This window comes from Clostridium sp. BIOML-A1, assembly GCF_009874105.1.
GTDB lineage: Bacteria > Bacillota > Clostridia > Lachnospirales > Lachnospiraceae > Coprococcus.
Genome location: NZ_WWTL01000001.1, coordinates 160,146 through 173,131 on the forward strand (window position 1 = coordinate 160,146; position 12,986 = coordinate 173,131).

Sequence of the window (12,986 nt, forward strand, 5' to 3'; positions counted from 1 at the left end):
CGGAAAAAGAGAGCCTGCATAAGTCAAAAGAGTAAATAAAACAGAAGGAGAGTGCCATATGGAATTGATATACAGAAGTACAAGAAATGCAAATGAAACAGCGACCGCATCAGAAGCGATCTTAAAGGGTCTTGCAAATGAAGGAGGATTATTTGTTCCTGACAGTATTCCTGCTCTTGATGTCAGCCTTACAGATCTGGCGCAGATGAACTATCAGCAGGTTGCTTATGAAGTAATGAAGCTGATGTTTACAGATTTTACAGAAGAAGAGTTAAAGCATTGTATCAATTCAGCATATGACAAGAAGTTTGATACACCGGAGATCGCACCACTCGTACATAAAGCAGGTGCATATTATCTGGAATTATTCCACGGCTCAACAATCGCATTTAAGGATATGGCATTATCTATTCTTCCTTATCTGCTTACAACATCCGCAAAGAAGAATCATGTAAAGAACGAGATCGTTATTCTGACAGCTACTTCCGGTGATACAGGAAAGGCAGCACTTGCAGGATTTGCAGATGTACCGGGAACAAAGATCATCGTATTTTATCCAAAGCATGGTGTAAGCCCGATCCAGGAGAAGCAGATGGTAACCCAGAAGGGTGAAAACACATTTGTCGTAGGAATTACAGGCAACTTCGATGACGCACAGACAGGTGTTAAGAAGATGTTCTCAGATGAGAAGCTTGCTTCATACATGGACGAGAAAGGATATCAGTTCTCATCAGCTAATTCAATCAATATCGGACGTCTGGTTCCGCAGATGGTTTATTATGTATATGCATATACAAGACTGGTTAAGGACGGAACGATCAAGGCCGGCGACAAGATCAATGTTGTTGTACCAACCGGTAACTTTGGAAATATCCTTGCAGCATATTATGCAAAAGAAATGGGACTTCCGATCGCGAAGTTCGTATGTGCATCAAATGACAACAAGGTATTATATGATTTCTTTACAACAGGTACTTATGACAGAAATCGTGAATTTATCTTAACAACATCACCATCTATGGATATCCTGATCTCAAGCAACTTAGAGAGACTGATCTACAAGATCGCAGGAAATGATGCAGAGAAGAATGCAGCACTGATGAAGCAGTTAAGCACAGAAGGTGTATATACGATCACAGATGAGATGAAAGCAAAGCTTGCTGAATTTGCGGGCGGTTATGCAACAGAAGCAGAAACCTCGGCAACGATCAAGAAAGTATATGAGTCGGATTCTTATATCATGGATACACATACAGCAGTAGCAGCAACCGTATATGACAAGTATGTAAAAGAAACAGGAGATAAGACTCCTACGGTTATCGCTTCTACAGCAAGCCCATACAAGTTTACAAGAAGCGTTATGGAATCTATCGATGAAGCTTATGCAGCAAAGAGTGACTTTGAATTAGTTGACGAGCTCTGCAAGTTATCCGGTGTAAAGGTTCCACAGGCGATTGAGGACATCCGTACAGCTCCTGTTCTTCACGACACAGTATGTGACAAAGAAGAAATGGAGAGCGTCGTAAAGAAGTTCTTAAACATCTAAAAACAGATGCCGGTCATATATGACAGACAATACAGAAACAGAATAACTGACAGTTCATTAATACCATCCTGTCACTAAACAAAACTAGGAAAACACGCGCATGAAGGGCATTTTCCTATATGCGCGTTTTTTACATAGGAATGTTATATTGTACAGCTGTCAGCTTGTACGATGTAATCGCCCGACGTGTTTCGTTTCTATTTGACCTGCACGCCTATTTGTCAGCAGTCGCCCAAACTCACCCATACGGGTTCAAACATGGGCTTGGTGCTGACAGCTAGTGCAGGTCTCATAACGAAACTACACAAATGTCGATGCTTATTACATCGTACAAGCTGACAACTGTGTAATATAACATTCGAAAATAAAAGAAAGAGGAAGATATGTACAGTTTAAAGACAAATTCAAGTTTTGACAGCGCGCATTTCCTTGCGGGCTATGAGGGTAAATGCAGAAATCTGCACGGACACCGCTGGACGGTTGAAGTAGAAGTCGGCGGCGAGAAGCTGATGCAGGACGGACAGACCAGAGGCATGGTTGTAGATTTTGGAGATCTGAAAAAGGATCTCAGAGAGAAAACAGAAGAGATGGATCATTGCCTGATCATGGAGAAAGGTACATTAAAGGAAAAGACGATGGAAGCACTGGCAGAAGGACAGTTCCGTATCATCGAGCTTCCGATGCGTCCGACAGCAGAGAATCTGGCAAAGTATTTTTATGAATATATGGCAGATAAGGGATATCAGGTGATTCGTACTACAGTTTATGAGACCCCGACCAATGCAGCAACGTATATGGCATAATAGCAGAAGAAAAACTATATAGCGTAAAATAATATAAGACAAAAAAGACTTAGAATAAATAACAGGCAAGATCAAGGATGTCATAATAGATAAATGACATCGAAGGATATCATATACAAAAAGTAAGAAGGAAATAGAAATGGCAAAATTTAAAGTAGCGGAACGATTTGTCAGCATCAACGGTGAATCCGTAAAAGCCGGAGAATTGGCAGTATTTATTCGTTTTACAGGCTGCAATCTGAATTGCAGTTACTGTGATACCAAATGGGCAAATGAAGCAGATGCCTCATACGAAGAACTGACGGATGAAGAAATCTATGACTATATCAAACGAACCGGAGTCAGAAACGTGACATTAACCGGTGGAGAACCATTGATCCAGAAGGATATCGATAAGCTGCTCCTGATGCTGGCGATGGATGAGGAGCTTCAGGTAGAAGTAGAGACAAACGGAAGTGTTGATATCGCAGAGTTTAAAGCACTGACAGACCGGGTAGCATTTACACTTGATTATAAGCTTCCGGGAAGCGGAATGGAAAGTAATATGTGCTTTTCAAATTATAACTACATTGATAAGAAGGATGCGGTAAAGTTCGTATCCGGCTCGATCAAGGATCTGGAAACAGCAAGAGACATTATTCATGAATGGGCATTGGATATCAAATCAAACGTCTATATCAGTCCGGTATACGGTAAGATCAATCCGGAGGATATCGTTGATTTTATGATCGAGAATGAAATGAATGGTATAAAATTACAGTTACAGCTTCATAAGTATATCTGGGATCCGGAGATGCGCGGAGTGTAAAACGGATGAAACCGCAGATATCGATATTAACATATTATTTGGATAATAGATTAAGAGTAATAAGAGAATGGAGTAGAAATGGCAATTGATAAAGAAGCAATAAAGGAGCATATACGTGGAATCCTTGTAGCACTTGGTGATGACCCTGACCGGGAAGGCTTAAAAGAGACACCGGACCGTGTTGCGCGAATGTATGAAGAAGTATTTGAGGGAATGAATTATACCAACGATGAGATTGCTGAGATGTTTGGCAAGACATTCAAAGAGGAAGATGCAGCACATACAAGTGATATGGTATTCGTAAAGGATATCGAGGTGTTTAGCTACTGCGAACATCATATGGCATTGATGTATGATATGAAGGTGTCAGTGGCATACATCCCACATGGCAGGGTCTTGGGACTCAGCAAGATCGCACGGATTGCAGACATGGTAGCGAAGCGGTTGCAGCTTCAGGAGCGGATCGGATCCGATATCGCATATGTGGTTGGAAAGGCAGCAGGCTCACCGGATGTAGCCGTACTGATCGAGGCAAATCATAGCTGCATGACAGCAAGGGGCATTAAGAAGCCGGGAACGAAGACCTATACAACGACGTTCCGTGGTGCATTTGAGAATGATGTGAATTTACAGAATAAAGTATTGATGATGAACCGATAGGAGGATATGAAAGATGCAGAATTTGAAGAACAGAGATGAAGCAGTTGTTGTATTCAGTGGTGGACAGGACAGTACGACCTGTTTGTTATGGGCACTTAAGAAGTATAAAAAAGTATACGCAGTATCATTTGACTATGGACAAAAGCATATAAAAGAATTAGAATGTGCAAAGAAGATTGCTGAAAAATTTGGAGTAGAGCATCATATTCTGGATATGAGTCTGTTGAATCAGCTTGCACCAAATTCATTGACAAGAAGTGAGATGAAGGTAGACGAGAATGCACCGGAGGTCGGTACACCGAATACATTTGTAGATGGAAGAAATATGGTATTTCTGACATTTGTAGCGATCTATGCGAAGCAGAAGGGCGTCAGCGACATTATAACCGGTGTCAGCCAGAGTGATTTCTCCGGCTATCCTGACTGCAGAGATATTTTCATCAAATCATTGAATACAACACTGAATCTTGCGATGGACTATGAATTCGATATCATCACACCATTGATGTGGATCGATAAGATGGAGACCTGGAAGCTGGCAGATGAACTCGGCGGACTCGATGTTATCAGAGATATGACCCTTACCTGTTATAATGGTATTCCGGGCGAAGGATGCGGGCACTGTCCATCCTGTAAGCTCAGAAAAAAGGGATATGATCTCTACATGGAATATAAAAAGAATCACAATGCATAAAGCATAAACCGGACGGGAACAGAGCAATCGGATAAATGCGTTCCTGTAAACAGTAATGAGGTATGATTATGAAAAAAATGCTGTTTATTGTAAATCCCAAAGCGGGACGAACAACTTTGAAGAATTGTCTTATAGATGTCATAGATATCTTTTGCAAGAAAGACTATGAAGTCAGAATTTATCTGACACAGGGAGTCGGTGATGCTGCCCGTGTCGTAAAAGAAGAAGGAGAGAACTACGATGTGATCGTATGTGCCGGAGGTGACGGAACTCTTGGTAATACGGTTACAGGATTTATGGAATGTGGACTGAATCGGCCGCTGGGGTATATCCCATGTGGCTCGACAAATGATTATGCCAGAAGCCTTGAGATTCCGAAGGAAGCAATCGAGGCAGCGGAACAGCTTGTCGCGGCCGCACCTTTTTCGGTAGATGTCGGAGAACTGAATAAGAATTATTTTGTCTATGTTGCGGCGTTTGGCATTTTTTCGGATACATCTTATGCAACCCCTCAGAATATGAAGAATATTTTAGGACATGCTGCATATGTATTACAGGGTATGAAAAGTCTTGTAAATGTTCCGACATATAATCTGAAGATTGAATTTAATAACCAGACATATACCGGTGAGTTCATGTTCGGTATGATATCGAATTCAGTATCGGTTGGTGGATATAAGAGTCTGACCAGCCATGGAGTTGAATTCGACGATGGCTTGTTCGAAGGAGTTCTGATCCGTAAGATTCAGAATTTTGCAGATCTCCAGAGAATCATCAATTCGCTGCTCCTTGGAAATACAAATGAGACGAATATGGTGGCATTCCGTACGAATCGTGTTGTGATCGAGAGCGAAGAGCCGATCGCATGGACCCTGGATGGTGAATATGGTGGAGAATATACCAGATCAGAGATATCGGTTCACAGACGGGCAATCGCTCTACTGGTATCACCGGAAGAAGAAAAAGAAGAAGTTAAGTAGTTCAAACTGAGTTGAAAGAAAGAGGTTTACAGTTATGGGTAAATATTTTGGAACAGATGGATTCAGAGGTGAAGCAAATAAGGATCTTACTGTACAGCACAGCTTCAAGGTCGGACGTTATCTTGGCTATTATTATGGCAAGAAGAATCCGGAAGGCAAGGCAAAGGTGGTTATCGGTAAGGATACCAGACGTTCAAGTTATATGTTTGAATATGCGCTGGTCGCAGGCTTAACGGCAAGTGGTGCAAATGTATATCTGATGCATGTAACACCGACACCGAGTGTTTCCTATATTGTCAGAACCGATGGTTTTGACTGTGGAATCATGATCTCGGCAAGTCATAATCCATACTATGATAATGGTATCAAGATCATCAATGGCATGGGGTACAAATTAGAGGCTGCGGTTGAAGAAGAGATTGAGCGTTATATCGATGGTGAGATTCCGGAGATTCCGTTGGCTACAAAAGAAAATATCGGATGCACGGTTGATTACTCCATGGGAAGAAATCGTTACATGGGATACCTGATGACGATCCCTACCCGATCCTTTAAGAATATGAGAGTTGGACTGGACTGCGCAAACGGTGCAGCCTATCAGGTTGCAAAGGCAGTATTTGATGCACTCGGAGCAAAGACCTATGTGATCAATAATGATCCGGACGGAACCAATATCAATACAAATTGTGGATCTACCCACATTGAGGGACTGCAGAAGTTCGTAGTAGAAAAAGGACTGGACGTAGGATTTGCTTATGACGGTGATGCAGATCGTTGTCTGTGCGTTGATGATAAGGGCGAGTTAGTAGACGGAGATAAGATCCTGTATGTCTGCGGACGTTATATGAAGGAACGCGGAGAACTGAATAAGAATACGATCGTAACAACGATCATGTCAAACCTTGGCTTATATAAAGCATTGGATAAGAAGGGAATCTCCTATGATAAGACAGCAGTCGGTGACAAATATGTATTTGAATCCATGATGGAGCATGGATATTCTATCGGCGGCGAACAGTCAGGACATATCATCTTCTCCAAATATGCAACGACCGGAGATGGTGTATTGACGTCTTTGAAGATCATGGAAGTTATTCTGGAACGCAAATGTAAATTATCAGAGTGCTTCAAGAGCCTGACGATCTTCCCGCAGCTTCTGGTAAATGTAAAGGTATCCAGTAAGGATGCGGTTATGAATGATCCGGATGTGCAGGCATTAAATCAGAAGATCGCAGAGGAGCTTGGTTCTGACGGAAGACTTCTTCTTCGCCAGAGCGGAACAGAGCCGCTTATCCGTGTTATGGTAGAAGCAGAGAGTGATGAACTCTGCAACAAATATGTATATCAGATGGTAGATCTGATCAAAGAGAAAGGTTATGCAATATAGAGAAAATGGCTGTTAATTTCCGGAATAATTTTTCACATTCCAACATTGACAGAAAAACAGAAAACGTATAAAGTCTTAGTGTGTTAAAAAATAAAATACGAGAGGCAAAACATGAACGAGAATATAAGATCCCATTATTTTGAGAATGATGACAAGATGCATGAAGAATGTGGTGTTTTCGGAATGTATGATTTTGACAACAATGATGTTGCAACCTCCATTTATTATGGATTGTTTGCACTGCAGCATCGAGGACAGGAGAGCTGTGGTATCGCAGTATCAGACACGGAAGGTCCCAAGGGGAAGGTAAGCTCCATGAAGGGCATGGGTCTGGTAAACGAGGTGTACACACCGGAATCCTTTGAGAAATTAAAAGGAAATATCGGTGTCGGACATGTCAGATATTCAACTGCCGGCGCGAGTACGATAGAAAATGCTCAGCCATTAGTCTTAAACTATGTAAAAGGTACACTTGGTCTTGCACACAACGGTAATCTGATCAATGCGCCGGAGCTTCGTAAGGAACTGGCACTTACGGGTGCGATCTTCCAGACGACGATCGACTCCGAGGTTATTGCTTATCATATCGCAAGAGAACGTGTGAACAGTGCAAGTGCCGAGGAAGCAGTTATGAAAGCACTCAGAAAAGTGAAGGGATCTTATTCACTTGTAGTAATGAGTCCAAGAAAGCTGATCGGAGCCAGAGATCCGTTTGGATTCCGCCCGCTCTGTATCGGAAAACGTGATAATGCCTATATTCTTGCATCGGAAAGCTGCGCCCTTGATACGATCGGTGCAGAATTTATCCGTGATGTAGAGCCCGGAGAGGTCGTAACGATCTCGCCTGAGTATGGTATTCAGTCCTATAAGGATATGTGTCAGGAGAAGCATGCAAGATGTATCTTTGAATATATCTATTTTGCCCGTCCGGATTCCGTATTTGACGGAATGGGAATCTATGAATCCCGACTGATCGCGGGAAGATGTCTTGCAAAGGACAGTCCGGTAGATGCAGATATGGTTGTAGGTGTTCCGGAATCGGGAAATGCAGCAGCTCAGGGATATTCACTGGAATCCGGCATTCCATACGGAACGGCATTTGTCAAGAATGGCTATGTCGGCAGAACATTCATTAAGCCACAGCAGAGCCAGAGAGAGTCCAGTGTCCGCGTGAAGTTAAATGTATTAAAAGAAGCGGTAAAGGGCAAGCGTATCATCATGATCGATGATTCCATTGTCAGAGGTACAACCTCAGACCGTATCGTAGGAATGCTTCGCGAGGCTGGCGCAAAGGAAGTTCATGTAAGGATTAGTTCGCCTCCGTTCTTATATCCTTGTTATTTTGGAACGGATATCCCGGACAGAGAGCAGTTGATCGCATATAACCGTTCGGTTGATGAGATCTGCAAGATCATTGGCGCCGATTCCCTTGCTTATCTTCGCAAGGAGCGGCTGGTAGAGATCTCCGGTGGAAGACAGTACTGCCACGGCTGCTTTACAGGGGAATATCCGATGGAGCCACCAAAGGAAGATATCCGCGGAGAACATGAGAATTTCAAACGCGGTGAAGATTCAAAAGTAAAATAAAGAAATACAGGAGAGGTAAAAATGAGTACAGACAGATACACAAGCCCATTCTGCGAGAGATATGCAAGTAAAGAAATGCAGTATATTTTCTCTCCGGATAAGAAGTTTAAGACATGGAGAAAATTATGGATCGCCCTTGCAGAAACGGAGTATGAACTCGGCCTTTCTGAAAACGGCAAGCCGGTTATCTCACAGGAGCAGATCGATGAGTTAAAGGCACATGCAGAGGACATCAATTATGATGTAGCAAAAGAGCGTGAGAAGATGGTTCGTCATGATGTTATGAGCCATGTATATGCATACGGCGTTCAGTGCCCAAAGGCTGCCGGCATCATCCATCTGGGAGCAACAAGCTGCTATGTTGGTGATAACACAGATGTTATCGTTATGACAGAGGCTATGAAGCTTGTCAGAAAGAAATTATTAAATGTGATCAACGAACTGTCCAAGTTCGCTATGGAATATAAAGATCTGCCGACACTGGCATTTACCCATTTCCAGCCTGCACAGCCAACAACTGTTGGTAAGCGTGCAACCTTATGGCTTCAGGAACTGATGTTGGATCTGTCTGATCTGGATTACATGATCGGTCAGCAGAAGCTCCTGGGATGTAAGGGAACAACAGGAACACAGGCAAGCTTCTTAGAGCTCTTTAACGGAGATCATGAGAAGGTTCGCCAGATCGATAAGAAGATCGCAGAGAAGATGGGATTTGAAGCATGCTATCCTGTATCCGGACAGACTTATTCCCGTAAGGTAGATTCCAGAGTCTTAAATGTACTTTCCGGTATTGCGCAGAGTGCACATAAGTTCTCAAATGATATCCGTCTGTTACAGCACTTAAAAGAGATCGAGGAGCCATTTGAAAAGAACCAGATCGGTTCATCAGCAATGGCATATAAGAGAAATCCGATGAGAAGTGAGAGAATTGCATCTTTATCAAACTACGTTATGGCTGATGCATTAAATCCTGCATTTACAGCAGCAACACAGTGGTTTGAGAGAACGCTGGATGATTCCGCAAACAAGCGTGTATCTGTTCCGGAAGCATTCCTTGCAATCGACGGTATCTTAGACCTGTACCTGAATGTTGTAGATGGTCTGGTTGTATATGATAAGGTTATCTATCAGAGATTCATGAAGGAGATTCCGTTTATGGCAACTGAGAATATCATGATGGATGCTGTAAAACGTGGCGGTAACCGTCAGGAGCTGCATGAGCTTATCCGTGAATACTCCATGCAGGCAGGCGCAACTGTAAAGAAAGAGGGCAAGGAAAATAACCTTGTTGATCTGATCGCAGCAGATCCTGCATTCGGCATGACCAAGGAAGAGATCGAAGCCATCCTTGAGCCAAAGAACTTTGTCGGACGCGCACCGGAGCAGACCGAGGAATTCATCACAGAGGTTGTAAAGCCGGTACTTGATGCAAATAAAGACATACTTGGCATGACCGCTGAGATCAACGTATAAAAGTTAAATATCACATGAATCAATTAGGGATGCATATCCCCCTGTAATGACGTGTTGTGGTTTTTATTCAGTGCACATACATGATTCGTAAATGCTCTTGTGCTAACTCGCCTTCGGCTCAAACAAGCACTCGCATTTACTGGTAATGTGCACTTCATAACGAAATCTTCACAATGTCATTACAAGGGGATATGCATCCCTGATTAATTCATGTGATATTTTGTTATAGCGTTATAATCAATATAGCTCAGAAGTTCATTAACAGTTAAAGGTTTACTGTAAAGGTAGCCTATCTGTCATCCGATAATTGGTCCTTCACCTGTTTCTCCGGCATCCCTCTATGATAACGTGTTGCGGTTTCTGTTTGATGCACATACCTGATTCGTACATACTCCTGTGTAAACTCGCCCTTCGGGCTCAGACATACACTCGTATGTACTGGTAATGTGCATCACACGACGAAATCCTCACAATGTCATCATAGAGGAATGCCGGAGAAACAGGTGAAGGACCAATTATCGGATGACAGGAAAGCTACAGCAATTCCATCAACTTCATAGCGGCGATGCTCATGCCACGCCTGCGGTCACTGATGATGCACATGTTCCGCTTGGGGATGTGCTTCTTGAAATTTAACCGAAAGATCTCATCACGGTCAATATAGTCACCGGCAAAGTCAGCCACGATCGATCCGATCCCAAGGTTTCTCTTTGCAAACTGTGCGATCATATCACTGGTTGCAAGCTCGAATTCAGGGGTCAGCGTGACACCTTCATTTGCAAGAAACTGATCTACATAGGCTCTTGTGCTGGTGTCATTTTCCAGACAGATGATCGGAAGCTTTTGCAGATCCGGATAGTCGAGAACTTTACCTTTCAGGTCGTTGAATCTTGGACCGGCTATAAAGATATCTTCGATCTCCCGTGCGTTTCGAATCTCCATGTTCGGATTCTGTGGGAGAGGAGTTGTAACGATACCGAAGTCAATGTTATTTGCAAATAAGTGGTCGATCGTACTTGGGGTCGGAGCATTTGTTACATGTACCTTGATGCCGGGATAGAGCTGGTGGAAGCGTTCGAGATACGGAAGCAGATAGAACTGGAGTGTCATATCACTGGCTCCGATCCGGATCTCGCCGGTTTCCAAGTGCATCAATCTGGCAAGCTGCTGTTCGCCCATGGAGATTGCCTCGTATCCTTCGGCTACATGTTTGTAGAGAAGTTCGCCTGCACCTGTCAGGGATACACCTTTTTTCGTCCGGATGAACAGGTTGATACCGATTGCCTGTTCTAAAGATTTGACCGCCTGACTGACAGCGGGCTGGGATACGCACAGCTCTTTAGCAGCAGCAGAGATGCTTGCTGTCTTTGCCACATAATAGAAGATCTTATAATATTCATAATTAATATTCATAGTCGAAACTCCCAGTTAATTTTATTACAGATAATTGTAAAAACGTTATTAAGGTCATGCATATGCATATATCGGGTACATGTATATCAAATGATGTATACACGATATCAAATATAGAAATGCAGTTATGCTAATTGTTGTATTTAAAGTGTAAACCGAACCTGTGTATTTGTAAAGAATAAATATAAGTACAACTTATGTTATATATAATTAATATCGATTTTACTTATAATACATACATGCTATAATATAAAAGTAATTGAGTTCAATTTCGGAAGATATTTCCGGGAAAATGCCATGAAAGCGAGGATAAAAATATGGTAAGAGCGGTTGTCGGAGCCAACTGGGGCGACGAAGGAAAAGGTAAAATAACAGATATGCTGGCGGAAACATCTGATATTATTGTCAGATTTCAGGGTGGTGCAAATGCAGGTCACACAATTGTAAATGACTATGGTAAATTTGCATTGCATACACTTCCGTCCGGTTGTTTCTATGATCATACAACAAGTGTTATCGGAAATGGTGTAGCATTAAATATCCCGGTTCTGTTCAAAGAGCTGAACAGCATCGTAGAAAAGGGAGTCCCAATGCCAAAGATCCTGATCTCAGACAGAGCACAGATGGTTATGCCATATCACATTCTGTTTGATGAGTACGAGGAGGAGAGACTGGCCGGTAAGTCATTCGGATCTACAAAGTCAGGTATCGCACCATTCTATTCAGACAAATATGCAAAGATCGGTTTCCAGGTAAGCGAACTGTTTGACACAGAGGAAGAATTGAAGGATAAGATCAGCAGAGTTATCGCATCCAAGAATGTTCTGCTTGAGTATCTGTATAAGAAGCCGCTTCTTACAGTAGATGAAGTATATGAAACATTGATGGAGTACAAGGCTATCGTAGAGCCATATGTATGTGATGTATCCGCATATCTTCATGAGGCGATCAAAGATGGCAAGACAATTCTGTTAGAAGGTCAGCTTGGAACATTAAAGGACCCGGATCATGGTATTTATCCTATGGTTACATCATCGTCCACACTGGCTGCTTATGGTGCGATCGGTGCCGGTATCCCTCCATATGAGATCAAGCAGATCGTAACAGTAGTAAAGGCATATTCAAGTGCTGTAGGCGCCGGTGAATTCGTCAGCGAGATCTTCGGAGATGAAGCAGATGAGTTAAGACGTCGTGGTGGTGACGGCGGTGAGTACGGTGCAACAACCGGACGTCCAAGACGTATGGGATGGTTCGATTGTGTAGCTTCCAAGTATGGCTGCCGTATGCAGGGAACAACAGATGTAGCATTTACCGTACTTGATGTACTGGGTTATCTGGATGAGATTCCTGTATGTGTCGGATACGATATCGATGGTGAAGTAACAACAGACTTCCCTACAACAGCTAAGTTAAAGAAAGCAAAGCCTGTATATGAGGTTCTGCCGGGATGGAAGACAGATATCCGTGGTATCAAGAACTACGAAGATCTTCCGGAGAACTGCAGAAACTACATTGAGTTCATTGAGAAACATATCGGATATCCGATCACTATGGTTTCAAACGGACCAAAGAGAACCGACATTATCTACAGAAATAAATAATAAATAAGAAATAAAAAGAAAAACCATACCGACA

11 protein-coding genes are annotated in these 12,986 nt (G+C 42.6%); 10 read left to right on the plus strand and 1 reads right to left on the minus strand.

From position 1 onward, the window contains the following. Window positions 1-58 precede the first annotated feature (58 nt). The 9 genes from thrC (at window position 59) to purB (ending at window position 9,938) form a co-directional block, all read left to right on the plus strand. Window positions 59-1,546, plus strand: coding sequence for a threonine synthase (gene thrC / locus GT641_RS00680; protein WP_119962969.1), 1,488 nt, complete (start codon window positions 59-61; stop codon window positions 1,544-1,546). A 383-nt stretch (window positions 1,547-1,929) separates the two neighbouring features. Next, complete coding sequence (queD, locus tag GT641_RS00685; RefSeq protein WP_161116579.1) at window positions 1,930-2,349, plus strand: 6-carboxytetrahydropterin synthase QueD; 420 nt, start codon at window positions 1,930-1,932, stop codon at window positions 2,347-2,349. Window positions 2,350-2,488: 139 nt separating this feature from the next. Continuing rightward, window positions 2,489-3,157, plus strand: a complete 669-nt coding sequence (queE, locus tag GT641_RS00690) for a putative 7-carboxy-7-deazaguanine synthase QueE (RefSeq protein WP_161116580.1) — start codon at window positions 2,489-2,491, stop codon at window positions 3,155-3,157. A 78-nt stretch (window positions 3,158-3,235) separates the two neighbouring features. Continuing rightward, entirely contained in the window at window positions 3,236-3,817 is a 582-nt protein-coding gene (folE, locus tag GT641_RS00695; RefSeq protein WP_008401371.1) for a GTP cyclohydrolase I FolE, read from the plus strand. Between the two features lie 13 nt (window positions 3,818-3,830). Then, window positions 3,831-4,511: a 7-cyano-7-deazaguanine synthase QueC gene (gene queC / locus GT641_RS00700; protein WP_021944852.1), complete on the plus strand. Its 681-nt coding sequence runs from the start codon at window positions 3,831-3,833 to the stop codon at window positions 4,509-4,511. Between the two features lie 68 nt (window positions 4,512-4,579). Further along, on the plus strand, window positions 4,580-5,491 hold the full coding sequence (locus GT641_RS00705; RefSeq protein ID WP_044945269.1) for a diacylglycerol kinase family protein: 912 nt from the start codon (window positions 4,580-4,582) through the stop codon (window positions 5,489-5,491). A gap of 34 nt (window positions 5,492-5,525) precedes the next feature. Beyond that, window positions 5,526-6,878: a phosphoglucosamine mutase gene (gene glmM, locus GT641_RS00710; protein ID WP_161116581.1), complete on the plus strand. Its 1,353-nt coding sequence runs from the start codon at window positions 5,526-5,528 to the stop codon at window positions 6,876-6,878. Between the two features lie 111 nt (window positions 6,879-6,989). Further along, window positions 6,990-8,465: an amidophosphoribosyltransferase gene (gene purF, locus GT641_RS00715; protein WP_008401375.1), complete on the plus strand. Its 1,476-nt coding sequence runs from the start codon at window positions 6,990-6,992 to the stop codon at window positions 8,463-8,465. Window positions 8,466-8,486: 21 nt separating this feature from the next. Further along, window positions 8,487-9,938 carry an adenylosuccinate lyase gene (purB, locus tag GT641_RS00720; protein WP_021944856.1) on the plus strand — a complete coding sequence of 484 codons (1,452 nt, stop codon included), beginning with the start codon at window positions 8,487-8,489 and terminating at the stop codon, window positions 9,936-9,938. Between the two features lie 534 nt (window positions 9,939-10,472). On the opposite strand, the gene GT641_RS00725 is transcribed toward purB, so the two are convergent. After that, window positions 10,473-11,351 carry a LysR family transcriptional regulator gene (locus GT641_RS00725; RefSeq protein WP_119962972.1) on the minus strand — a complete coding sequence of 293 codons (879 nt, stop codon included), beginning with the start codon at window positions 11,349-11,351 and terminating at the stop codon, window positions 10,473-10,475. A 317-nt stretch (window positions 11,352-11,668) separates the two neighbouring features. Here GT641_RS00725 and GT641_RS00730 point away from each other — a divergent pair, with 317 nt between their 5' ends. Next, window positions 11,669-12,952, plus strand: a complete 1,284-nt coding sequence (locus GT641_RS00730) for an adenylosuccinate synthase (RefSeq protein WP_161116582.1) — start codon at window positions 11,669-11,671, stop codon at window positions 12,950-12,952. Window positions 12,953-12,986 lie beyond the last annotated feature (34 nt).

Bases quoted from the DNA above. Each gene is read 5' to 3' on its own strand.
- thrC (WP_119962969.1), top strand. From the start codon at position 59: ATGGAATTGATATACAGAAGTACAAGAAATGCAAATGAAACAGCGACC.
- queD (WP_161116579.1), top strand. From the start codon at position 1,930: ATGTACAGTTTAAAGACAAATTCAAGTTTTGACAGCGCGCATTTCCTT.
- queE (WP_161116580.1), top strand. From the start codon at position 2,489: ATGGCAAAATTTAAAGTAGCGGAACGATTTGTCAGCATCAACGGTGAA.
- folE (WP_008401371.1), top strand. From the start codon at position 3,236: ATGGCAATTGATAAAGAAGCAATAAAGGAGCATATACGTGGAATCCTT.
- queC (WP_021944852.1), top strand. From the start codon at position 3,831: ATGCAGAATTTGAAGAACAGAGATGAAGCAGTTGTTGTATTCAGTGGT.
- GT641_RS00705 (WP_044945269.1), top strand. From the start codon at position 4,580: ATGAAAAAAATGCTGTTTATTGTAAATCCCAAAGCGGGACGAACAACT.
- glmM (WP_161116581.1), top strand. From the start codon at position 5,526: ATGGGTAAATATTTTGGAACAGATGGATTCAGAGGTGAAGCAAATAAG.
- purF (WP_008401375.1), top strand. From the start codon at position 6,990: ATGAACGAGAATATAAGATCCCATTATTTTGAGAATGATGACAAGATG.
- purB (WP_021944856.1), top strand. From the start codon at position 8,487: ATGAGTACAGACAGATACACAAGCCCATTCTGCGAGAGATATGCAAGT.
- GT641_RS00725 (WP_119962972.1), bottom strand. From the start codon at position 11,351: ATGAATATTAATTATGAATATTATAAGATCTTCTATTATGTGGCAAAG.
- GT641_RS00730 (WP_161116582.1), top strand. From the start codon at position 11,669: ATGGTAAGAGCGGTTGTCGGAGCCAACTGGGGCGACGAAGGAAAAGGT.